Raw genomic sequence first — 21434 nt, 5'->3', positions numbered from 1 at the left:
GTCAGCCCGCTAACGCCGCCGCCGTCATGCGACTGGGAAGGCGCCAACCACTTTCCGGGTGAGAAAACGCGCATTATGCCATAAAAACAATGGTTTTCGCAAAGTTTTCATGGGGTTGCGGCAGCGGGCGGCGGTGCGCCGTGGCTGGTCATGGTGCGCGTCGGCGTGACAGCGGCGGGATCTTGCAGGAAATAGCGGGAAAACAGGGCGTACAGGGCGGGATATTCGTCCCGGAAGGCCATCGGGGCAACGAAAAACGCCTCGGCGCAGACCGCGAAGAATTCCGACTCGTGTTCGGTCGCGTACGGGTCGAGCAATGACGTCGAGGCGAAGGCGTCCCAGTGGGCGTCAGGCACGTTCGCGACGTGGTGACAGAACGCTTCGTAGGCGGGGTCGAACACCTCGCACCACGTCTGAGGCGTGAGATCGCCATGCAGACGCCGCAGCATCGGCGGCACACCGTCGGCCTCGCCGCTCTCCATGTCGAGCTTGTGGATGAACTCGTGGATCACCACGTTGTAGGCGAGCACGTCGCTGGCCTGCACATCTTGCCAGGACAGCAGCACGGGGCCGCCTTCCCAAGCCTCGCCGCTGGCTTCCTGGGCAACGTCGTGCACCACGCCGGCCTCGTCCTGCACCGTCTTGCGGATCAGGAACTCTCCTGGATACAGCACGATGCCGCTCCAGCCGCGATACAGCGCGGGCGGAAGATTGAGGATCGGCAGGCAGGCCTGAGCGGCGACCGAGAGGCACATGGCGTCGGTGAGCGGCAGGCTGTGCGCGGTGGAGAACTGCTTGCTTGCAAGGAAGTCCGCAGCCAACATGCGCAGCCGATCGAGTTCTTCGGCCGGTCGACATGCGAGAAACGGCAGAGCGTCGACGACTTCGCGCCACAGCGCGTCGTCGATGACGGGACGTTGTCGCGAGGGGCGCAGACGAGCAAGCAAAGTCTTGAACATGGTGGGCGGGGCCGGAAAACTGCGCGGCAGCGGCGGGAGGAGCCACGAACCGCAGGTGCATCGATTCTAATTTAGCCGCTTGCGGCGTGCCGTGAAGTTCTCACTGGCCCAGTGGCCCTGAAGTGATGAAAGTGAAGCGATGAAGGCGCCCCGCCGGGACAGCGGGGCGAGATATCGAACGCAGGACACTGCGCTTGGAGTGCTCGGCGGTGTCGGCTCCGACGAGCGCGTGCCGCTGGTCGGCGCGTGCTCAGAGAGTCCGCGTGACCGGCGCCGTCTCCCAGCGGATGGCGTGAACGCCCTCGGTGTCGCCCAGCGTCGAGACGAGATGCACGAGCGCCGCTCGCCGGCTGCGCTCGCAGCGCAGGACATAGTCGAGTTCGAGCAGGTAGCCGCCCGAGCGACGAATGCGCGTGGCCGACTCCGGCGTGAGTTGATGGGTGCCCAGTGCGTGACGCACCTTGGCGTCGATCGCGTCGGCGCTCGTGGCGAGGGCGAGCACCACCACCCGGTATTGCGGCGAGGCCGGTGTCGCTGTCGACATTCTGGCTGCGCGTGGCGCCGCCGTGGTGGGTGCCAGCCGGGTGCGGGCGCGACCGAGCAGCGTGGGGATAAGCATTTGCAGCGTCATGGTGTCCTCCTGATTCAAGGGCCTGGGACGGCGGATGCCGGGGCGGGGTGAAGTGTCGGAACGGGCGAGGGTGCTAGCCCTTGCCGCCACGGATGGCGCAAGAGGCGGGCGACGCCCGGGGCGACACAACGATTCGACGCAAGCGTCGGCAGGCTTGAACCGTTCCATAGTCGTCGGCGGCTCGGTATGAGGCTGACGAACGCGATCAAGCTTGCCGCATGCCGGACGCGCGAACGCATCCGGGAACGCTGTATTGCGGTGAGGTGTGCGGGAAAACGATATCGCTCTCCGGCATCGCCGATGGCCAGGGTGCCATCGGGATTCGGTGCGATCGATGCACTACCGCTGCGGTGTTGGGACCGGCAGCGGCAGTCGATGACGACTGCGGGTTACCGGGCCAACGCCTCGTCGGTCATTGCCGACGCTTGCGTGCTACTAGAGCAACTGCCCACGGAAAACTCCGTCGTAATTGGAAAGCGATCATTCTAGCCGTTTGGTGGACGTTGGTAAAGGAAAGTGCTGAAAACGTGGCGGTTTTGCGGCGTTTTGTCGCGTATTTCGCGACTTTTCCTCGAAGCGTTCGGGATTTTTGAGGGGCTTGCCGCTGGCAGGCGTCGATTTTCGTGTGCGGGCCCGTCAATCAGGCAGGACTTTGCCCGGATTCATGAGTCCGAGCGGATCGAACGCGGCTTTCAGGGTGCGCATGAGCGCGAGTTCGACGGGCGACTTGTACCGTGCCGACGCCTCCCGTTTGAACTGACCGAGGCCATGTTCCGCGCTGATCGTGCCGCGATGCGCATGAACGCTGTCGTGGACGGCGGTGGTGACGGGCGACTGGTATTGCGCGAGAAACTGTGCTGGATCGTGGCCTTCGGGCGCCATCACGTTGTAGTGCAGATTGCCGTCGCCGAGATGGCCGAACGTCACCATGCGCGCGCCGGGGGCGATCCGCTGCACGATCGGGTCCGTGGCGGCAAGAAAGGCCGGCACCTGCGACACCGGCACCGCAATGTCGTGCTTGATGTTCAGCCCCGTGGCCGACTGGGCAAGCGGAATGCTCTCGCGCAGATGCCACAGCGCATTCGACTGCGCGAGACTGTTTGCGACGATCGCGTCGCGCACGATGCCTTGCTCCACGCCGGCCGCGAGCAGCCGTTCCAGCAATTCCCGCGCGTGGGTCTCGCTCTCGTTATCGGAGAGCTCAAGCAGCACGGCTTGCGCGTAAGGCTGCGCGAAAGGGTAGCGTTGCTGAGAAAAGACTTGCGTGACCAGTTGCAGGCAGAAGTCGGACATCAGTTCGAAGCCGGTAAGCAGCGGGCCAGCCACGCGCTGCGCCAGATTCAGCAGGGCGAGCGCCTGCGTCGGACTGTCGAGCGCGGCCAGCGCGGTCATGCGGGCCGCCGGCTGCGCGAACAGCTTGAGCGTGGCGGCCGTGATCAACCCGAGCGTGCCTTCCGCGCCGATGAACAGGTCGCGAAGATCGTAGCCGGTATTGTCCTTGCGCAACCCGCGCAGTCCGTCCCACAACTCGCCTTGCGGCGTGACCACTTCCAGCCCGAGACACAGTTCGCGCGCGTTGCCGTAGCGCAGTACCGCCGTGCCGCCCGCGTTCGTGGCGAGGTTGCCGCCGATCGTGCAACTGCCCTCGGCGGCAAGGCTCAACGGAAACAGGCGTTCGACGGCCAGCGCGGCCGCCTGCACGTCGGCCAGCACGCAACCCGCTTCGGCCGTGAGCGTCATGTTGGCGGCATCGACTTCGCGGATGCGATTGAGTCGTCGCAGGCTGACGACGACTTGTCGTCCGCTGGCGTCGGGCGTCGCGCCGCCGGCAAGCCCCGTGTTGCCCCCTTGCGGCACCATCGGCACGCCATGTGCCACGCACAGGCGCACCAGCGCGGCGAGTTGCGGGGCGTCGGCCGGGCGCAGGACGGCAAGGGTACGGCCGGTATAGCGCTTGCGCTGGTCGACGAGGTACGCGCCCGTGTCGGCATCGTCCGTCAGCACATGATCGTGACCCAGCAGGTCGCGGCAGGCGGTGAGAAAGGCAGGGCGGTTCATGACGAGCGAGGATGATGTCGGGCAGCGAGTCGGTGTGTCGTGGCGATCGCCGCCAGGACGCGCCGGGGCACGGCGAGTCCTATCGGGTTGCCGAGGCGCGGGCTTTTGCGGCGCGCTTGAACGGGCGCAGATAGAAGACGGTCGAGAAGAAAAATACGATGCTCAGCGCCGTTTCGACCCAGGCGAGGGCGGCCGACGCACCGGTGTCGGTCATGCCCCGCACGACGCCCTCGGCGAGAAACAGCAGGATGAACATGCTCGACCATTGCAACGTGTAGAGATTGCCGCGCAGGACGCCGCGCAGCGGCAGCAGCAGCAGGAGCGCCTTGAGGACGAGCCACGATCCACCGGGACGCAGCGGCGCGAGCCACAACTCCCACGCCACCGACAGCGCGATCAGCGCGAGCAGGTTGACGATGCCGATCCAGCGCAATGCACTAGAAGCCCCCTGGGGGGGCGGTGTCTGGCGCGGGTCCCCCACGATGTCGGCATCGCGGACGTTCGCGGGAGCGTGCAGGTCGGGCGGTGTGGCGGTCATGGGCAAGTCTCGTGGGCCGATCTACTGCGAGGAGGGGCGTCTCACGCCGGTCACCGTGCTCGATGGCGCGGCGCAAGCCCTTATTCTGCCAGCTTGCATGCCGCGCGGGCGAGCCGCGCACCGAGCGCCGAGGCCAGTTGACGCTCGTCGGCCGAGAGCGGGTTGCCGTCGTGAGCGAAGTGCGTTGCGCCATAGGGCGAGCCGCCGGTGCGCGTACTGGAGAGCGCGGGCTCCGTGTAGGGCAGCCCCATGAGCAGCATGCCGTGATGCAACAGCGGAATCATCATCGAGAGCAGCGTGCTTTCCTGGCCGCCATGCAGACTGGCGCTGGACGTGAACACGCAGGCCGGTTTGCCCGCGAGTGCGCCCGAGAGCCACTGCGGCGTGGTGCCGTCGAGAAAGTACTTGAGCGCAGCGGCCATATTGCCGAAACGCGTGGGCGAACCGAGCGCGAGGCCCGCGCACTCTTCCAGATCGCGCAATTCGACATAAGGCGGCCCGCTGTCGGGAATGTCCGGCGCGCTGGCCTCGCACACCGTCGAGACGGCCGGCACGGTTCGCACGCGCGCCTGCGTGCCCGGCACGCTGTCGATACCGGCGGCGATGCATTGCGCGAGCTGTGCGGTCGTGCCGTGGCGGCTGTAGTACAGGACGAGAATTTCAGTCATGAATGCGAATCGAAATGGCGACGATCCCACCGAAGTCGTGGGTCTGGCGCAAAAAGCCTGCAAAAAGTGCGGGTATTATAGGGCGTTCCCATAGGCGTGACGGGACGGTCTGACGCACGTCGCAGCGACGGTTCCGGCCGCCTTGACCGTCTCGATTGTCTCAATTGTTTCTTCACGTGGAGTCCGATTTGCTTAAACCACCCCGCATCAACTGGAACAACGTTCGCCAACTGCTGAGGTACGCGCTCGCGCGGGCGCAGGACGACCGGATTCCGCAGGTGGCGGGAAGTCTGACATTCACCTCGATCCTCTCGATCGTGCCGCTGTTCGCGGTCACATTTGCGCTTTTTACCGCATTCCCGATCTTCAATTCGTTTCGCGACGCCTTGCAGGGCTTTCTGCTCGAGCATCTGATGCCGGAGAGCGTCAATGCGCAGATCTTCAATTACCTGAATCAGTTCGCGTCCAAGGCGAAGAGCCTGACGGCGTTCGGCCTGATCGGTTTGCTGGTCACGTCGGTGCTGACGTTGATGACCATCGAGTCGGCCTTCAACGTGATCTGGCGCGTGCCGCGTCCGCGCCCGCTCGCTCAGCGTATGCTCATCTACTGGAGTCTGCTCACGCTCGGGCCGTTGCTGTTCGGCGTGAGTCTGTCGATCAGCTCGTACGTCTTCACGCAATCCATGTCGCTCGTGAGCACGCTGCCGCCGGCCGTCGCCTCGCTGCTCAGCCTGATTCCGCTCGCGCTCACGAGTTTGGCGTTCATGCTGATGTACGTCTACATGCCGAACTGCAAGGTGGATTGGCGCGATGCGCTCGTCGGCGGTATCGTGGCGGCGATCGCCTTCGATCTGACCAAGCGCGGTTTCGGTCTGTACATCCGCCAGTTCCCGACCTACACGGCTGTCTACGGCGCGTTTGCGGCGGTGCCGATTTTCCTGCTGTGGATCTACCTGTCATGGCTCGTGGCGTTGCTCGGCGCGACGATCACTTCGGTATTGCCGGCACTGCGGCTCGGGCATTTTCAGTATCCGAGTTTTCCGGGCAGCGATCTGCTCGACGGCCTGACGCTCATCCATCTGCTCAACCGCAATCGCGAGGCTGGCGGCGCGGGACGCACCTCCGCGGAGCTGGCGCGGACCATGCGCACGAGTCTGGAGCACGCCAGCAATTTGCTCATGCGCCTCGAGCGCATGGGCTGGGTTGGACGGATCACCATGCAACCCCCGGTCGAACGCTGGCTGTTGCTCGCCAATCCGAATGCGACCACGCTTGCGCCGCTCGTCGCGCAGCTTGCCCTCAATGTGGACGAGCTGGCGCGACAGATGGAGCGCCACGCGCTCGACGGCGCGCACGTGGCCGAGATGCTGCGCGAGGGCAAGTGGGACGTGCCGCTCGCCGACGCCCTGCCGCGCGAGGCCGCCGCGTACGACGACGAGGATAAAGGGAGCGAGCGAAAGTAAACGCTGCGCGGCGGGAGGGTGGCGGCGCTGGCGCCGCTGGCACCGCGGCGACTGCTACAACTTCACGCGGCCAAGGCAGATGTCGCGGAACATGACCCAGTCGCCCATCAGGCTGTAGATCGGGTGGCGAAACGTGGCCGGCCGGTTTTTCTCGAAGAAAAAGTGGCCGATCCATGCGAACGCGTAGCCACAGACGACTGCTGTCGGAAGCCACCACACGTTGCCTGTCACCGCGAACACCAGCACGCAGGCGATCACCCCCCACGAGCCAATGAAATGCAGGCGGCGGCAAATGGGATTGCGATGCTCGCCCAGGTAGAACGGATAGAAGTCCGCGAACCGATGAAATGCCGGCGCGTTGTCGTGTAAATCGGGCATGGCAGGTCTCCTCGTCGCGAAGGTGACGTACTCAGTGTCGCATGAATTTCACGAGGGCATCGAGCAGCGCATCAGGCTGTTCCGTCATGATCGCGTGGCCCGCATCGACGCGCTCGACCGTTACCGGCACGCCCGCCTCGCGAAGCGCGTCGAGCACCGCCTGTGCGGCGCGCGGCGGCGTCATCTGGTCGCGCGCACCGAGCACCGCGAGCACCGGACACTTGACACGCGCAGCCGCATCCCATCCCTGATCGTAGCCATTGCACGCCTCGAAGTCGGTGAGGAACACCTTCGCGGGATTGCGTTTCGCCACACGCTCCATCAGCCGTTGGTTGCCGCCCCATGTCCAGAAGCCCGGGCCGGGCGCCGACGGTTTGGCCGCGAGCGTGCTGTGCGACCAGGCGTTGACGAGCGCGATGGCCTCGGGCTCGCGTTCCGCGGCGGCTTCGAGCAGCACGTCCGAGACTTTCATCGGATACGCCGTCCCTACCAGCGCAATGCGCGACACGCGTTCAGGGTGACGCGCAGCGGCGTCCAGCGCGATGAGCGATCCCATACTGTGACCGACCCACGCGGCGCGCTCGAGGCCGGCGGCGTCGAGCACCGCAACCACGCGATCGGCCATCTCGCCGATCGTTGACAGTGGCGCTCCCGTGCTGCGGTGATGTCCGGGCAGATCGAGCGCCAGCACGTTCATGCCGTGGTGCGCGAGATATCGGCTTTGCAACCCCCAGACGCTGTGATCGTGTTGCGCCCCGTGCAGGAAGACGACCGTCGGCTGTGCGGGGTCGAGCGGCTTTCCGGCGGTATAGGCGTAGACGTTGTTGCCTTCGAGCTCGAAATTCATGACACGCTTCCTTTGGAGGAGGACTTGGTGGCGGTCTTCAGGCCGCGCTTGAGATCCTGGATCAGGTCGTCCGGGTCTTCGAGACCGATCGACAGGCGCACGGTGCCTTCGCCAATGCCGGCGGCGGCGAGTGCCGCGGCGTCCATGCGGAAGTGCGTGGTCGAAGCCGGGTGAATGACGAGCGAGCGCGCATCGCCCACGTTCGCCAGATGCGAGAACAGTTGCAGTGCTTCGATGAAGCGTCGGCCCGCCGCGCGGTCGCCCTTGAGATTGAAGCTGAACACGGCGCCCGCACCGCGCGGCAGCAGCCGTTTGGCCAGGGCATGGTCCGGGTGTGACGGCAGTTCAGGGTAGGCGACGCTTTCCACGGCCTCATGACCCGCAAGAAATTCCACGACGCGACGCGCGTTGTCGACGTGTCGGGCCATGCGCAGCGGCAGCGTCTCGACGCCCTGCAGCAGTTGCCATGCCGCCTGCGGATGCAGGCACGCGCCGAAGTCGCGCAGACCTTCGCGCCGAGCGCGCAGGAGGAAGGGCGCGACGGAATTCTCCTCGGCGAAGATCATGCCGTGAAAGCCGTCGTAAGGCTCGGTCAGCTCCGGAAATTTGCCGCTCGCCTCGAAGTCGAACGTGCCGCCGTCAATCAGCACGCCGCCGATCGTGGTGCCATGCCCGCCGAGGAACTTGGTCGCCGAGTGATACACGAGGTCGGCGCCGTGGTCGAAGGGACGGATGAGCCATGGTGTGGTGAACGTGCTGTCGACGAGCAGGGGCACGCCGGCGTCGTGGGCGATCTGCGCGACGCCCGGAATGTCGAGTACGTCGAGTCCCGGATTGCCCAGCGTCTCGCCGAAGAGGAGTCGCGTCTCGGGCCTGATCGCGGCACGCCAGCCGTCGAGATCGCCGGGGCGTACGAAGGTGGTTTCGATGCCGAAGCGGCGCAGCGTGTAGTGCAGCAGATTGTGCGAGCCGCCGTACAGCGCACCGGATGCGACGATGTGCGAGCCCGCTCCCATCAGCGTGGCAATGGCCAGATGCAGGGCGGCCTGACCGCTGGCCGTGGCAATGGCGCCCGCGCCGTTCTCGAGAGCGGCCATGCGCTCCTCGAAGACGGCGTTGGTCGGGTTGGATATGCGCGAATAGACGTGCCCCGCGCGCTCCATGTTGAACAGGGCGGCCGCCTGGTCGGCGTCGGGGAAGACGAACGATGTCGTCTGATAGATCGGCGTGGCCCTCGCGCCCGTCGCCGGGTCGGGGGCCGCGCCTGCGTGCAGGGTGAGCGTATCGAAGTGCGGTGCGGACATGTCGGTGAAGGCCCTCGGAAGTTGATTCGGCGGTAGCTCGGGTGGTGGCTCGGTGGTGACTGGATGATCGCGCCTGGCCGGCGGGTGTCACCGTCTGCGACTTTACGTATACGGCAATCCTAGCATCACCGCCGTGCATTCCGACAGGCTTTGCAGAGCCGATCAGGGAAATCGCGGTGTTGTCCGATGCCGGACGTAGCGCGTTGTCCGAGTGCGGTCGCAGAATCGGCCGAAAACCCGCGCCGTACGGCCATGTGAGCGTCGTGCGCCTTTCCTTTTGAGGCGCTTTCCGATAGCATCCTTTCAACAGGTTCCGTTAAGGAATCGATGTTGATGAATCGATACGAAGACACCGGCATCGCGGCCGGCGATCTGTCTCGTGAGCCGGCGTCCGGCGATAGTCCAGCAATGCGTTCGGCGGCAGCGTTCCGCCGCGTTTGCCCGAGCAATACAAAGAGGAGTGTGTGCCATGCGTGTGTCTGACATCCTGAAAGTGAAGGGCAACACCCTTTTCACTGTGACCCCGGAGACGTCGCTGGCCGATGCCGTCGACACGATGGCGGAGCACGACATCGGCTCGCTCGTGGTGATGGAGTACGGCGATCTCGTCGGCATGCTCACCTTCCGTGAAATCATCAACACGATCAGCAAGAATGGTGGGACCGTCGGCGGCTCCACGATCCGCAAGATCATGGACGATCATCCGCTCACGTGCACGCCGGAGACGGATGTGAACGAGGTGCGCCGCATGATGCTCGAGCGCCATGCCCGTTACCTGCCGGTCATGGACAACCGCACGCTCATGGGCGTGATTTCCTTCTACGATGTCGCGCGCGCTGTCGTCGAGGAGCAGTCCTTCGAGAACCGTATGCTCAAGGCCTACATTCGCGACTGGCCTGCCGAGGAAGCGGAAGACACCAAGTGAGTGAGCCCAGCCAGCGCGGGGCACGCGGCGAGGGCCACCAATCGCGACTGCTGAAGGAACGGCGTTTCGCACCGTTCTTCTGGACGCAGTTTCTGGGCGCGATGAACGATAACGTGTTCAAGATCGCGTTCACGTCGCTTGTCACCTACCATGCATCGCTTTTTCAGGACGTTGACGGCAAGACGGCGGCGTTCCTGATCTCGGCCATCTTCATCGCGCCGTTCCTCCTGTTCTCGGCCACCAGTGGCCAGATCGCCGACAAGTGGGACAAGGCGCGGCTAATTCGTTTCGTCAAGACACTCGAGATCGCGATCATGGCCGTGGGCGCGCTCGGATTCCTGTGGACGAACGCGTCGCTGCTGTACGTCTGCACCTTTCTGATGGGGTTGCACTCGACGCTGTTCGGTCCGGTGAAGTACGCCTATCTGCCGCAACATCTCGCCACGCACGAACTCGTGGGCGGCAACGGCCTAGTGGAAATGGGCACGTTCGTGGCGATTCTGGTCGGCACGATCGTCGGCGGCGAAATCGCCGCGGCGGGCGCGCCGGCGTTGCCGTGGCTTGGTGGCGTCTGCGTCACGCTGGCGGTGCTGGGCCGATCGGCATCGACATGGGTGCCGCAAACGCCCGCGCCGCAGCCCGATCTGCGCATCAACTGGAATCCCTTTACCGAGACCTGGCGCAATCTGCAGATCGCCCGCGGCGATCGGGCCGTGTTTCAGAGCCTGCTGGGCATTTCGTGGCTGTGGTTTCTGGGGGCAACGTTTCTTGCCTCGTTCTTCAACTTCTCTCGCGACGTGCTCGGCGCCGACCCTGGCGTAGTGACGCTGTTGCTGGCGATGTTCTCCGTAGGCATCGGCATTGGCTCGTTGCTGTGCGAACGGCTTTCGGGCGGCAAGGTGGAGATCGGGCTGGTGCCGTTCGGCTCGATCGGCATGACGGTGTTTGCCATCGATCTGTACTTCGCGAGCCGGGGCGGGGCCGGCGGCGCTTCGCTGCAAACGGTTGCGCAGTTCATTTCGCAGCCGGGGCATTGGCGAATCCTGGCGGATCTGTTCCTGCTGGCGATGTTCGGCGGTTTCTACAGCGTGCCGTTGTACGCGCTGATTCAGAGCCGCAGCGCGCCGTCGCATCGTGCGCGCATCATTGCCGCCAACAATATTCTCAACGCGTTGTTCATGATCGTCTCGGCCCTCATGGCGATGGCGCTCACGCGCGCCGGTTTCACCATCGATCAGCTGTATCTGGTCACCGGGATTCTCAACGCGCTGGTGGCGGTGTATCTCTACACGCTCCTGCCCGAATTCCTGATCCGTTTCGTGATGTGGCTGCTGCTGCACACGATCTATCGTATCAAGGTCGAAGGCGCGGATCGAATTCCGGACGAAGGCCCGTGCGTGCTCGTGTGCAACCACGTGAGTTTCGCCGATGCGGTGGTGATCGGCGCCTCGATCCGGCGGCCGGTGCGTTTCGTCATGGATCATCGGATCTTTCGCATTCCCGTGCTGTCATGGTTCTTCCATACGGTCCGCGCGATTCCCATCGCGCCCGCGCATGAGGATCCACAAGCCCTGAGTCGCGCGTACGCGGAGATTTCGAAGGCGCTCGAAGCCGGCGAGGTGGTCTGCATTTTTCCAGAGGGCAAACTCACGGCGTCGGGCGACGTACAGGTCTTCCGCCAGGGAATTCAGCGTATCGTCGAGCGTACCCCGGTGCCGGTCATCCCGATGGCGCTGCGTGGGTTGTGGGGCAGCTTCTTCTCGCGTCATGGCGGGGCGGCGATGACGCGCCCGTTCAAGCGTGGCATTCTGAACCGTCTGGAGCTCGTCATCGGCGATCCGGTGGCGCCGACGCAGGCCACGCCCGAGGTACTACGCGAGAAAGTGCTCAAGCTGCGCGGGCCCTGGCCGGTTTGAACATCTGAACGATCAAGCGCGGCGGCTTCCACCTCGGAAGCTTCCGAGGCCCTGCGCAGAGGGCGCTGAAAATGCTGCTGTTCGGCCGATTCACGTTACGGAATGCCGCACCGGGCGGCGCGATACGGCGGGATCGCTGGCATAATAGGGCTTTCCCGTCTCACCCGACCCTGATCCCCGTATGTCTGGCAATACGCTTGGAACCCTGTTTACCGTCACCACTTTCGGCGAATCGCATGGCCCGGCCATCGGCTGTGTCATCGATGGCTGCCCGCCGGGAATGGCGCTCACGGAAGCCGACATTCAGGCAGAGCTGGATCGCCGCCGTCCCGGCACGTCGCGTCACGTGACGCAACGCAACGAGCCGGATGCCGTCGAGATCCTCTCGGGCGTATTCGAAGGTGTGACGACGGGCACGCCGATCGCGCTGCTCATTCGCAACACCGATCAACGCAGCAAGGATTACGGCAACATCGTCCAGACGTTCCGCCCGGGGCACGCCGACTACACTTATCTGCAGAAGTACGGCGTTCGCGACCATCGCGGCGGCGGTCGCTCGTCGGCGCGTTTGACGGCGCCGGTGGTGGCGGCAGGCGCTGTGGCCAAGAAGTGGTTGGCAGAGCGGTTCGGCGTGCAGGTGCGCGGCTGCATGACGCAGCTCGGCGATATCGAGATTCCGCAGACCGATTGGTCGCAGGTGTCGCAAAATCCGTTCTTCGCAGCGAATGCAGAGGTCGTTCCGCAGCTCGAAAGCTACATGGACGATCTGCGCAAGGCGGGGGATTCCGTGGGCGCCCGGTTGCGCGTCGTGGCGACTGGCGTGCCGGTTGGGCTGGGCGAACCCCTGTTCGACCGACTCGATGCCGATATCGCACACGCGATGATGGGGTTGAATGCCGTCAAGGGCGTGGAGATCGGGGCGGGTTTCCGAAGCGTTACGCAGAAGGGCTCCGAGCATGGGGATGAATTGACCCCGGAAGGCTTCGTCGGTAACAACGCCGGTGGCGTTCTCGGCGGTATTTCGACTGGCCAGGACATCGATGTCTCCATCGCCATCAAGCCCACGTCGAGCATTCGTACGCCCCGTCGCTCGATCGACGTGACTGGGCAGCCGTCGACGGTCGAGACGTTCGGGCGCCACGACCCTTGCGTCGGCATTCGCGCGACGCCGATCGCCGAAGCCTTGTTGGCGCTCGTGCTGATCGATCATGCGCTGCGTCACCGCGCCCAATGCGGCGATGTGCAGAGCGGCACGCCCGTAGTTGCGGCGCGCGCGCCCGAGTGAGACGAGACCGCCCCACCGGCGAGTCGTTGTCGAGCGACGGAGGTGGTACGCTGAACCGTTGGCGCGCGCGATCGCCCCTCGGCCGCGAAAGAAAAACGTCAGGCAAGTTGAACTGACCCCCAATAGTTGGGCATGGCTCCAACGGTCAGTTCAAGTCGTCTGGCGTTTCCTCATTACTCCTTGCACTGTGCGATGGGCTGCTCGCCTTTCGCGGTGTAGACCGTGCCTTCCAGCCCTTTGCTCCACCAGACGAGTGTGCGGCCTACGTGCTTTTCGCCGGACGCCACCCGGGCGGGCTTGAGGATTTCGCGTTTGCCCATCCAGTAGAACGTCACGTTGCCGCCGAGGTTGTGATCGTCGTAGACGACCACCGCGACGTGCTGATTGTCACAGAGATAACTCACGGTCTTCGCCTGCACCGGACCGTAAGCCAGCGAAAGGGCGCCGACGAGCGCTGCGCCCGAGAGCCATGCGGAAGTTCTCGACATCATGCCTCCTGACCATTGACGTGAATTCGGCGCCCCTTTGACACAGACCGTGATACCGGCCGCGTGAGCCGCTGGCGCCAGGCAGTGCGCACCATCAAAAACCGCCGGACGAGCCGGCGGTCGGTTCCTGCATCACATGTTCGGGTAGTTCGGCCCGCCACCGCCCTCCGGCGTAACCCACACAATGTTTTGCGTCGGATCCTTGATGTCGCACGTCTTGCAGTGCACGCAGTTCTGCGCATTGATCTGCAGGCGTTCGGAGTCGTCGTCGTTCTTCACGAATTCGTATACGCCAGCCGGGCAATAGCGCTGCTCCGGACCTGCATACTCGGCCAGATTGATGCCCACCGGCACGCCAGGATCCTTGAGCGTGAGGTGTGCCGGCTGGTTTTCTTCGTGATTGGTATTCGAGATGAACACCGACGACAGACGATCGAACGTCAGCTTGCCATCCGGCTTCGGATACACGATCGGCTGACATTGCGCCGCCGGCAGCAGGCACTCGTAGTCGGCTTTCTTGCGATGGATCGTCCACGGCATCTTGCCGCCGAGCAGTTTCTGCTCGATGCCGGTCATGATCGTCGCGACGGTCAACCCCTTCTTGAACCACTGCTTGAAGTTGCGCGACTTGTTCAGCTCCTCATGCAGCCACGACTGCTCGAAGGCGGCCGGGTAGGCGGTGAGCTCATCGCGCTGACGATCGGCGGCGAGGGCGTCAAAGGCGGCATCGGCGACCAGCATGCCGCTCTTGATGGCGGCGTGACTGCCCTTGATGCGGCTTACGTTGAGGAAGCCGGCTTCGCAACCGACCAGCGCGCCACCCTTGAAGACAAGCTTCGGCAGCGCGAGCAACCCGCCGGCGGTGATCGCGCGTGCGCCGTACGAAATGCGCTTGCCGCCTTCAAGGAAGTGGCGGATCGAGGGGTGCGTCTTGTAGCGCTGGAATTCCTCGAACGGCGACAGATACGGGTTGCTGTAGTCGAGACCGACGATGAAGCCGACGGCGACCTGATGGTTCGACAAGTGATACAGGAACGAGCCGCCATAGGTGTCGGCCTTGAGCGGCCAGCCGGCCGTGTGCACGACGAGGCCTTCCTTGTGCTTGGCCGGATCGATTTCCCACAGTTCCTTGATACCCAGACCGTAGGCCTGCGGATCGCGGCCCTCGTCGAGGTTGAACTTGCGCATCAACTGACGACCGAGGTTGCCGCGTGCGCCTTCGGAGAAGATCGTGTATTTGGCGTGCAACTCCATGCCGAGCTGGAAGTTCTCGGTCGGCTCGCCATCCTTGCCCACGCCCATGTTGCCGGTGGCCACGCCCATGACGGCGCCGTTCTCGTCGTAAAGCACCTCCGCCGCGGGGAAACCCGGGAAGATCTCGACGCCCAGTGCCTCGGCCTGCTGGCCGAGCCAGCGAACGACGTTACCGAGGCTGATGACGTAGTTGCCGTGGTTCTGGAAGCAAGCCGGCAGCAGCCACGACGGCGTGGCAGTCGCTCCGTTTTCCGTCAGAAACAGGAAACGATCCTCGGCGACGGGGGTGTCGAGCGGTGCGCCAAGTTCCTTCCAGTTGGGGATGAGTTCGGTGAGCGCGCGGGGATCCATGACCGCGCCGGACAGGATGTGGGCGCCGATTTCCGAGCCTTTTTCCAGCACACACACGGAAATTTCCTTGCCCGCCTCCTGCGCGCGTTGCTTCAAACGGATAGCCGTGGACAGGCCGGCCGGGCCGCCGCCGACAACGACGACGTCATACTCCATCGATTCCCTCGGGCCGTACTGCTCGAGCAGCTTGGGATCCATTGATGCTCCTGTTATAAACGTTAGAATTCGTGGGTGCGGCCATTTTCCGGGAATGGGGAACACCTCGCAACCGCATATTAATAGTACGATCGTTCGGTTTGGTAGGTAGGAAGCTCTAGCGGCAGGCTTTGCCGTCGCGCCGGCATTCATTGCCCGTTCGGGCATGAGGGAGAGGAAGATGGGGCGTTCGCTGAATCTGGAAGGCAAAGTGGCGATGGTGACGGGCGCATCGAGCGGTCTGGGCATGCAGTTTGCCAAGGTGTTGGCGCAGGCGGGGGCCAAGGTGGTGCTGGCGAGCCGTCGCGTGGAGCGGCTCAAGGAGTTGCGCGCGGAGATCGAAGCGCAGGGCGGCGCCGCGCACGTGGTGCCGATCGATGTGACCGATTACGACAGCATTCGCGCAGGGGTGGCGCATGCGGAAACCGAAGCCGGCGCCATCGACATCCTCATCAACAACTCCGGCGTGTCGACGCAGCAGCGTCTGGTCGACGTCACGCCGCAGGAATACGACTACGTGCTCGATACGAACACGCGGGGCGCATTCTTCGTGGCGCAGGAAGTCGCCAAGCGCATGATCCGTCGGGCCAAGGGAGACCCGCAGCGACAGCATCGCATCATCAATGTCGCGTCGGTGGCGGGCGAGCGGGCGATTTCCATGCTCGGCGTGTATTGCCTGAGCAAGGCCGCCGTCATTCACATGACGCGCGCGATGGCGCTCGAGTGGGGGCGCTTCAACATTAACGTGAATGCACTGTGTCCCGGCTATATCGACACCGAGATCAACCACGATCACTGGCAGACGGAGGCTGGGCGCAAGCTCGTGCAGATGCTGCCGCGTCAACGGGTGGGCGCGCCAAGCGATCTCGACGGGTTGATTCTTCTTCTTGCCTCGGACGATTCTCGATTCATCAACGGATCGATCATGACCGTCGACGACGGTCTGGCCGTCAGTTGAGCGCGCCAAGCCGCTTGGCATAAGCATTCGGGCGATTGGGCAGGCTTGTTGCAATGCGGCAATCGGGGATTGTCCGAGGCAGTCAGCGCCGTGACGACGGGCGCATAATTTGTCGATGTTCACGGGATCGTGGGGGCGTCGCATTGACGTCGGATCCCGAATCATCTTGAGGACAACATGCGTAATCTAGGCTGGCGGGGGCTCGTCGGAGTCGCGCTTGCCCTCGCCGCAACCGCGCTGCCTATCGCAGCGCAACCTTACAAGGCTGAATACTCGCTGTCGATCGTGCCGGACGCCGGCACCCCCTGGGGCAAGGGCACTCAGCTCTGGGCCGATATGGTGCGCGAACGTACGCGCGGGCGTATCAACATCCGGCTGCATCCGGGCGCCGCGCTCGTCGGCGGTGATCAGACGCGCGAGTTTACCGCGCTGCGCCAGGGCGTGATCGACATCGCGGTCGGCTCGACGATCAACTGGTCGTCGGCCGTCCCCGAGTTCAATGTCTTCGCCCTGCCGTTTCTGCTGCGCGGCTATCGATCGCTCGACGCGCTCACGCAGGGCGAGGTCGGGCGCGAACTGTTCCGGCGTATGGAGGAGCAGGGCGTCGTGCCACTCGCGTGGGGCGAGAACGGTTTTCGGCAACTGAGCAATTCGCGTCGCCCGATTCGTACACCGGAGGACATGCGCGGCTTGCGTTTTCGCGTCGTCGGTTCGCTCCTGTTCAACGACATCTTCACCGCGCTCGGCACCGTGCCGGCACAGATGACGTGGAACGAGGCAATTCGTGCGCTGCGCGCCCGCAAGATCGATGGTCAGGAAAACCCGATCACGATCTACAACAACGTCAAGCTAGACACGGTGGGGCAGCGCTACATCACCGTGTGGGACTACATGGCCGATCCCATCGTATTCGTGGTGAACCGGCAAGTGTGGGACAGTTGGTCGCAGCAGGATCGCGACGTCGTGCGCGAGGCGGCGGTGGAAGCGGCGCGCTTCGAAATCACGCTCGCGCGCGAAGACTTGCTGAGCAGCGGGCGCGGCATGTGGGAGGACCTGGAGGCGCGCGGCGTGAAGGTGACGCGGCTCACGCCCGAACAGCGTCAGCGCTTCGTGGATGCGACGCGTCCCGTCTATACCAAATGGAAGGTGCTGGTCGGACGCGATCTCGTCGAGAAGGCCGAAGCGGCCGTGCGGGACGGCGAGACGAACGGCAAGCCGCAGGCGTCGAACGTGCGCCAATAGGGCGACGTCGGCGGATCGGAGGCGTTCGATACGCCGTATGCGTCGGTCCGGTCGGATGTCTCTCGGACTCGTCCGATTCCCACTGCTCACGGCGTCCGAAAACGCCGTCCATGCCGCGATCCGCGTGGCCGTTGCCGCACATCACGCCATCCAAAGCGATACACTTTCATCCCATGACGCCCGGCCGGTACGCGGCGGAGCGTCGATTTTCAATATGGGGAATTCGAAGTGTCGTCACACTACAAGGAAGTTTTTCGGATGCGCATGCCGATTCGCTGGGGCGATATGGATGCGTTCGGGCATGTCAACAATACCGTGTACTTCCGGTACATGGAGCAAGTGCGTATTTCCTGGTTGGAATCGATCAATATCGCCTCGGAGGAGAGCGCCACGGGCGAAGGGCCGGTCATCATCAATGCCGCCATGACGTTCCTGAGGCAATTGCGGTACCCGGGGGAGATCGACTGCCGCATGTTCGTGGGCGAGCCGGGACGAAGCAGCATCGACACGCGCTTCGAGCTTCGCCGAGCCGACACGCCGGACGTGCTCGTCGCCGAAGGCAACGCCAAGATCGTCTGGGTGAACTACAAGGAAGAGAAGTCGGTGCCGCTGCCGGATAGCGTGCGTGCGCTGGTGGCGTAAGACGTAAGACGGCGTCGCGGGCGTCGCGCGCCGCGGGGCGGCGATACGAGGCGGCTTGGTGTTCCCCGTTCTCTCGTTGCCTCGCCGGCGGGCGCCGCGGCGATGGCCTCAGTTGCCGAGCAGGCGCTGGACGAGTTCCGTGGCGGTGCCCGCGCCGTATTTCTGCATGAGCCGCGCGCGATAGATGTCGACCGTGCGCGGGCTGATGTCGAGGATCTTGCCAATCTGCTTGCTGGTCTTGCCTTGTACGAGTTGCGCTGCGATTTCCCGCTCACGGGCGGTGAGGGCCACGGCGACGCGTCGGGTTGCCGAGATGTCCTCGAACGTCCACAAGCCTGCTGCATGCGGATCGTTCACGTCGAGGGAGCGGCCCGTGACATGGCACCAGAACAGCTCGCCGTTGGCGCGGCGCATGATGCGCTCGTCGGAATAGACGCCCTGCGAGGTCATGATCGGCGGAATCCGCTCGCCGATGCGCTCGAACTCCTTGGGCGACGGATACAGCACCTGGAATGACTGGCCGATGAGCGTTTCGGGTTCGTAGCCGAAGATCTTGCCGAGCTGACGGTTGCAATCTTCGATGATGCGCTGGCGCGAGATCACCAGACCGACCGGTGCGATGTGAAAAGCTGTCTGATAGTCGAACGTCGGCATGGGGGCAGGGCGGATCCGGTCGGACCCCGTGCGGGTGCGGCGCGTGCTGCGGCCGGCGCGCGGGAAGATATGTAATTTCACGTATTGTGCCCCATTTGCGCGCCACCGTAAGCTTTATGATTGCACTGGATGCGCAACCACGGAGTTTCGTGGCGCGGCGTGAGCCTTGCAACGCGTGAGAGCGCGGCATAATTTCAATTCTCAACCGAGGGAAAGGGACAAACGATGAACAAGGTATACGCCAGCGCCAAGGAGGCGCTCGCCGGTGTCGTCGCAGACGGGCAAACGCTCGCCGTCGGCGGCTTCGGCCTGTGTGGCATTCCGGAGGCCCTGATCGCCGCGCTGCGCGACTCGGGCGTCAAGGGGCTTACCTGTATCAGCAACAACGCCGGTGTGGACGGTTTCGGCCTGGGCTTGCTGCTCGAGACGCGTCAGATCAAGAAGATGATTTCGTCGTACGTCGGCGAGAACAAGGAGTTCGAGCGCCAGTACCTGGCGGGCGAACTCGAGCTTGAATTCACGCCGCAGGGCACGCTGGCCGAGAAGCTGCGTGCCGGCGGCGCCGGCATCCCCGCGTTCTTCACCAAGACCGGCGTGGGCACGGTGGTGGCCGAAGGCAAGGAAACGCGCGAATTCGATGGCGAGACGTATGTCATGGAACGCTCGCTGCGCGCCGACGTCGCGCTCGTGAAGGCCGCCAAGGCCGACCGCGCCGGTAACCTCGTGTTCAACCGCACCGCCCGCAACTTCAATCCGGTGGCCGCCATGGCCGGCAAGATCACGATTGTCGAAGTGGAAGAACTGGTCGAGACCGGTTCGATCGATCCGGACGACGTGCATCTGCCAGGTATCTTCGTTCAGCGCATCGTGCTGAATGCACATCCGGAAAAACGCATCGAACAGCGCACGGTACGTGCCAAGTAAGCGCCGAGAACAAGGAGATAGTCATGGCATGGAATCGTGATGAAATGGCCGCGCGCGCAGCGCGTGAGCTCGAAGACGGCTTCTACGTGAACCTCGGCATCGGTTTGCCCACGCTCGTGGCGAACCATGTGCCCGAGGGCATGGAGGTCTGGCTGCAATCGGAGAACGGCCTGCTCGGTATCGGCCCGTTCCCGACCGAGGACGAAGTCGACGCAGACATGATCAACGCCGGCAAGCAGACGGTGACGACCCTGCCCGGTTCGTCGATCTTCTCGTCGGCCGACTCGTTCGCCATGATCCGCGGCGGTCACATCAACCTGGCCATTCTTGGTGCGATGCAGGTGAGCGAGAAGGGGGATCTCGCCAACTGGATGATCCCCGGCAAGATGATCAAGGGCATGGGCGGCGCGATGGACCTCGTGGCCGGCGTGGGACGCGTGGTCGTGCTCATGGAGCATGTGGCCAAGGGCGACGCGCACAAGATCCTCAAGGCGTGCGATCTGCCGCTGACCGGCGTTGGCGTGGTCAACCGCATCATTACCGATCTCGGTGTGATCGACGTGACGCCGGATGGCCTGAAGGTCATCGAGTTGGCGCCGGGTGTGACCAAGGAAGAAATTTCGCAGAAGACCGGGGCATCGCTCGATACGAGTGCTGTCTGACGCTTCGGCGACGCTGGGCGGCTCACGTTCGAGTTGCTCAGCGCGCAGCGTTGCTGAGCGTCGCGGGGCCGTTGAACCCGGCGACGTGTGGAAGTGGAACGGGCGGGGATTTCCCCGCCCGTTTCGTTTTGTCGACGTCCTGTGCTACGGGGGAGGCGACTGCCGGGGGCCTACTGGGCGACCCAGCCGCCGTCCATGTTCCACGCAACGCCGCGCACCTGGTCGGCGGCCTCGCTGCACAGGAAGACGGCCAGCGCGCCCAGCTGTTGAGGCGTGACGAAGTCCCCCGAGGGTTGTTTCTCGCCGAGCAGCGAACGTTTGGCGGCGTCGGCGGCGAGATGCTCGCGCGCCGCGCGATCGTCGATCTGTTTCTGCACGAGCGGCGTGAGCACGAAACCCGGGCAAATCGCGTTGGCAGTGACGCCGGTTTGGGCGTTTTCGAGCGCGGTGACCTTGGTCAGCCCGACGATGCCATGCTTGGCCGCGACATACGCCGACTTGCCCGCCGAGCCCACGAGCCCGTGGACCGACGCAATATTGATGATCCGCCCCCAGTTGCGATTGCGCATGCCCGGCAAAGCGAGCCGCGTAGTGTGGAACGCCGAGGTGAGGTTGATCGCGATGATCGCGTCCCATCTGTCCGTCGGAAAATCCTGAATCTCCGCAACATGCTGAATGCCGGCGTTGTTGATGAGAATGTCCACGCCACCGAACTCCGATTCGGCGTATTGCATCATCGCTTCGATCTCGCTCGCCCGGCTCATGTCGGCGCCATGATAGCCGACGCTCACGCCCGTGCGGCCCGCTTTCGCCGCGGCGTCGGCGATGGCCTTGCGGGCCCCGTCGGCATCGCCGAAACCGTTCGTGATGAGCGTGGCGCCCTGGGCCGCGAGCGCCTGTGCCATGCCCAGCCCGATGCCACTGGTCGAGCCGGTCACGAGGGCGATTTTTCCTTTCAGCATTGCGTCGTCTCCGTGCGGATGAGATGTGGGGGATGCCTGCGGAATCGATGAGAGCCGCCGCAAACGGCGGTTTGATGCGGCTCATGAGTGGCCTCATTCTAGCTTACGGTTCGCGACAGGCGCGGTAGAA

General features: G+C 64.1%; 21 protein-coding genes. 9 read left to right on the top strand and 12 right to left on the bottom strand.

Annotation, left to right across the window (positions count from 1 at the left end; translation table 11 throughout):
• Window positions 1–107: 107 nt before the first annotated feature.
• The 5 genes from RO07_RS15260 to wrbA all read right to left on the bottom strand — a co-directional run bounded on the left by RO07_RS15260 (window position 108) and on the right by wrbA (window position 4854).
• A complete protein-coding gene (locus RO07_RS15260) occupies window positions 108–959 on the bottom strand; it encodes a M90 family metallopeptidase (protein ID WP_084072633.1) in 852 nt (283 codons plus the stop codon).
• Window positions 960–1209: 250 nt separating this feature from the next.
• Window positions 1210–1590 carry a hypothetical protein gene (locus RO07_RS15255; protein WP_039411950.1) on the bottom strand — a complete coding sequence of 127 codons (381 nt, stop codon included), beginning with the start codon at window positions 1588–1590 and terminating at the stop codon, window positions 1210–1212.
• A gap of 636 nt (window positions 1591–2226) precedes the next feature.
• A complete protein-coding gene (locus RO07_RS15250; RefSeq protein ID WP_039411948.1) occupies window positions 2227–3648 on the bottom strand; it encodes an FAD-binding oxidoreductase in 1422 nt (473 codons plus the stop codon).
• Window positions 3649–3727: 79 nt separating this feature from the next.
• Window positions 3728–4186, bottom strand: coding sequence for a DUF2069 domain-containing protein (locus RO07_RS15245; protein ID WP_084072632.1), 459 nt, complete (start codon window positions 4184–4186; stop codon window positions 3728–3730).
• A gap of 80 nt (window positions 4187–4266) precedes the next feature.
• On the bottom strand, window positions 4267–4854 hold the full coding sequence (wrbA, locus tag RO07_RS15240; protein ID WP_039411946.1) for an NAD(P)H:quinone oxidoreductase: 588 nt from the start codon (window positions 4852–4854) through the stop codon (window positions 4267–4269).
• Between the two features lie 188 nt (window positions 4855–5042).
• On the opposite strand from wrbA, the gene RO07_RS15235 reads away from it, so the two are divergent.
• Window positions 5043–6317: a YihY family inner membrane protein gene (locus tag RO07_RS15235; protein ID WP_052267351.1), complete on the top strand. Its 1275-nt coding sequence runs from the start codon at window positions 5043–5045 to the stop codon at window positions 6315–6317.
• Between the two features lie 54 nt (window positions 6318–6371).
• On the opposite strand, the gene RO07_RS15230 is transcribed toward RO07_RS15235, so the two are convergent.
• Genes RO07_RS15230 through RO07_RS15220 form a run of 3 tightly spaced genes read right to left on the bottom strand, consistent with a single transcriptional unit; the run spans window position 6372 to window position 8846 of the window.
• Window positions 6372–6695, bottom strand: a complete 324-nt coding sequence (locus RO07_RS15230) for an Mpo1-like protein (RefSeq protein WP_039411943.1) — start codon at window positions 6693–6695, stop codon at window positions 6372–6374.
• Window positions 6696–6726: 31 nt separating this feature from the next.
• On the bottom strand, window positions 6727–7542 hold the full coding sequence (locus tag RO07_RS15225) for an alpha/beta fold hydrolase (RefSeq protein ID WP_039411940.1): 816 nt from the start codon (window positions 7540–7542) through the stop codon (window positions 6727–6729).
• Window positions 7539–8846 (bottom strand): O-acetylhomoserine aminocarboxypropyltransferase, encoded by a 1308-nt coding sequence (locus RO07_RS15220; protein WP_039411938.1) that lies wholly within the window; start codon window positions 8844–8846, stop codon window positions 7539–7541. The genes RO07_RS15225 and RO07_RS15220 overlap by 4 nt, the downstream gene beginning before the upstream one ends.
• Window positions 8847–9315: 469 nt before the next feature.
• On the opposite strand from RO07_RS15220, the gene RO07_RS15215 reads away from it, so the two are divergent.
• The 3 genes from RO07_RS15215 to aroC all read left to right on the top strand — a co-directional run bounded on the left by RO07_RS15215 (window position 9316) and on the right by aroC (window position 12972).
• Complete coding sequence (locus tag RO07_RS15215) at window positions 9316–9771, top strand: CBS domain-containing protein (protein ID WP_039411935.1); 456 nt, start codon at window positions 9316–9318, stop codon at window positions 9769–9771.
• Window positions 9768–11687 carry an MFS transporter gene (locus RO07_RS15210; RefSeq protein ID WP_052267350.1) on the top strand — a complete coding sequence of 640 codons (1920 nt, stop codon included), beginning with the start codon at window positions 9768–9770 and terminating at the stop codon, window positions 11685–11687. The genes RO07_RS15215 and RO07_RS15210 overlap by 4 nt, the downstream gene beginning before the upstream one ends.
• A gap of 181 nt (window positions 11688–11868) precedes the next feature.
• Window positions 11869–12972 carry a chorismate synthase gene (aroC, locus tag RO07_RS15205; protein WP_039411932.1) on the top strand — a complete coding sequence of 368 codons (1104 nt, stop codon included), beginning with the start codon at window positions 11869–11871 and terminating at the stop codon, window positions 12970–12972.
• A 173-nt stretch (window positions 12973–13145) separates the two neighbouring features.
• Here aroC and RO07_RS15200 read toward each other — a convergent pair whose 3' ends face one another.
• Both RO07_RS15200 and RO07_RS15195 read right to left on the bottom strand, forming a co-directional pair.
• Window positions 13146–13463 carry an MliC family protein gene (locus RO07_RS15200; protein WP_039411929.1) on the bottom strand — a complete coding sequence of 106 codons (318 nt, stop codon included), beginning with the start codon at window positions 13461–13463 and terminating at the stop codon, window positions 13146–13148.
• 129 nt (window positions 13464–13592) lie between these two features.
• Window positions 13593–15263, bottom strand: coding sequence for an electron transfer flavoprotein-ubiquinone oxidoreductase (locus tag RO07_RS15195; RefSeq protein ID WP_039411926.1), 1671 nt, complete (start codon window positions 15261–15263; stop codon window positions 13593–13595).
• Between the two features lie 178 nt (window positions 15264–15441).
• Between RO07_RS15195 and RO07_RS15190 the strand changes: the two genes are divergently transcribed.
• The 3 genes from RO07_RS15190 to RO07_RS15180 all read left to right on the top strand — a co-directional run bounded on the left by RO07_RS15190 (window position 15442) and on the right by RO07_RS15180 (window position 18102).
• A complete protein-coding gene (locus RO07_RS15190) occupies window positions 15442–16218 on the top strand; it encodes an SDR family oxidoreductase (protein WP_039411923.1) in 777 nt (258 codons plus the stop codon).
• A gap of 177 nt (window positions 16219–16395) precedes the next feature.
• A complete protein-coding gene (locus RO07_RS15185; RefSeq protein ID WP_052267349.1) occupies window positions 16396–17460 on the top strand; it encodes a DctP family TRAP transporter solute-binding subunit in 1065 nt (354 codons plus the stop codon).
• A 258-nt stretch (window positions 17461–17718) separates the two neighbouring features.
• Window positions 17719–18102, top strand: a complete 384-nt coding sequence (locus RO07_RS15180; RefSeq protein WP_039411920.1) for an acyl-CoA thioesterase — start codon at window positions 17719–17721, stop codon at window positions 18100–18102.
• A gap of 108 nt (window positions 18103–18210) precedes the next feature.
• Here RO07_RS15180 and RO07_RS15175 read toward each other — a convergent pair whose 3' ends face one another.
• Window positions 18211–18756, bottom strand: coding sequence for a PAS and helix-turn-helix domain-containing protein (locus RO07_RS15175; RefSeq protein WP_039411917.1), 546 nt, complete (start codon window positions 18754–18756; stop codon window positions 18211–18213).
• Between the two features lie 225 nt (window positions 18757–18981).
• Here RO07_RS15175 and RO07_RS15170 point away from each other — a divergent pair, with 225 nt between their 5' ends.
• Window positions 18982–19680, top strand: a complete 699-nt coding sequence (locus RO07_RS15170) for a CoA transferase subunit A (RefSeq protein WP_023595503.1) — start codon at window positions 18982–18984, stop codon at window positions 19678–19680.
• Window positions 19681–19703: 23 nt separating this feature from the next.
• Window positions 19704–20342, top strand: a complete 639-nt coding sequence (locus RO07_RS15165) for a CoA transferase subunit B (protein WP_039411914.1) — start codon at window positions 19704–19706, stop codon at window positions 20340–20342.
• Window positions 20343–20512: 170 nt separating this feature from the next.
• Here the strand turns inward: RO07_RS15165 and RO07_RS15160 are convergent, their stop codons facing one another.
• Window positions 20513–21304 carry a 3-hydroxybutyrate dehydrogenase gene (locus tag RO07_RS15160; RefSeq protein ID WP_039411911.1) on the bottom strand — a complete coding sequence of 264 codons (792 nt, stop codon included), beginning with the start codon at window positions 21302–21304 and terminating at the stop codon, window positions 20513–20515.
• Between the last annotated feature and the right edge of the window lie 130 nt (window positions 21305–21434).

Source organism: Pandoraea pulmonicola (genome assembly GCF_000815105.2).
GTDB classification, from domain to species: domain Bacteria; phylum Pseudomonadota; class Gammaproteobacteria; order Burkholderiales; family Burkholderiaceae; genus Pandoraea; species Pandoraea pulmonicola.
This window is presented reverse-complemented; position numbering and strand designations above follow the sequence as displayed.

Bases quoted from the DNA above. Each gene is read 5' to 3' on its own strand.
- RO07_RS15260 (WP_084072633.1), bottom strand. From the start codon at position 959: ATGTTCAAGACTTTGCTTGCTCGTCTGCGCCCCTCGCGACAACGTCCC.
- RO07_RS15255 (WP_039411950.1), bottom strand. From the start codon at position 1,590: ATGACGCTGCAAATGCTTATCCCCACGCTGCTCGGTCGCGCCCGCACC.
- RO07_RS15250 (WP_039411948.1), bottom strand. From the start codon at position 3,648: ATGAACCGCCCTGCCTTTCTCACCGCCTGCCGCGACCTGCTGGGTCAC.
- RO07_RS15245 (WP_084072632.1), bottom strand. From the start codon at position 4,186: ATGACCGCCACACCGCCCGACCTGCACGCTCCCGCGAACGTCCGCGAT.
- wrbA (WP_039411946.1), bottom strand. From the start codon at position 4,854: ATGACTGAAATTCTCGTCCTGTACTACAGCCGCCACGGCACGACCGCA.
- RO07_RS15230 (WP_039411943.1), bottom strand. From the start codon at position 6,695: ATGCCCGATTTACACGACAACGCGCCGGCATTTCATCGGTTCGCGGAC.
- RO07_RS15225 (WP_039411940.1), bottom strand. From the start codon at position 7,542: ATGAATTTCGAGCTCGAAGGCAACAACGTCTACGCCTATACCGCCGGA.
- RO07_RS15220 (WP_039411938.1), bottom strand. From the start codon at position 8,846: ATGTCCGCACCGCACTTCGATACGCTCACCCTGCACGCAGGCGCGGCC.
- RO07_RS15215 (WP_039411935.1), top strand. From the start codon at position 9,316: ATGCGTGTGTCTGACATCCTGAAAGTGAAGGGCAACACCCTTTTCACT.
- aroC (WP_039411932.1), top strand. From the start codon at position 11,869: ATGTCTGGCAATACGCTTGGAACCCTGTTTACCGTCACCACTTTCGGC.
- RO07_RS15200 (WP_039411929.1), bottom strand. From the start codon at position 13,463: ATGATGTCGAGAACTTCCGCATGGCTCTCGGGCGCAGCGCTCGTCGGC.
- RO07_RS15195 (WP_039411926.1), bottom strand. From the start codon at position 15,263: ATGGATCCCAAGCTGCTCGAGCAGTACGGCCCGAGGGAATCGATGGAG.
- RO07_RS15190 (WP_039411923.1), top strand. From the start codon at position 15,442: ATGGGGCGTTCGCTGAATCTGGAAGGCAAAGTGGCGATGGTGACGGGC.
- RO07_RS15185 (WP_052267349.1), top strand. From the start codon at position 16,396: ATGCGTAATCTAGGCTGGCGGGGGCTCGTCGGAGTCGCGCTTGCCCTC.
- RO07_RS15180 (WP_039411920.1), top strand. From the start codon at position 17,719: ATGCGCATGCCGATTCGCTGGGGCGATATGGATGCGTTCGGGCATGTC.
- RO07_RS15175 (WP_039411917.1), bottom strand. From the start codon at position 18,756: ATGCCGACGTTCGACTATCAGACAGCTTTTCACATCGCACCGGTCGGT.
- RO07_RS15170 (WP_023595503.1), top strand. From the start codon at position 18,982: ATGAACAAGGTATACGCCAGCGCCAAGGAGGCGCTCGCCGGTGTCGTC.
- RO07_RS15165 (WP_039411914.1), top strand. From the start codon at position 19,704: ATGGCATGGAATCGTGATGAAATGGCCGCGCGCGCAGCGCGTGAGCTC.
- RO07_RS15160 (WP_039411911.1), bottom strand. From the start codon at position 21,304: ATGCTGAAAGGAAAAATCGCCCTCGTGACCGGCTCGACCAGTGGCATC.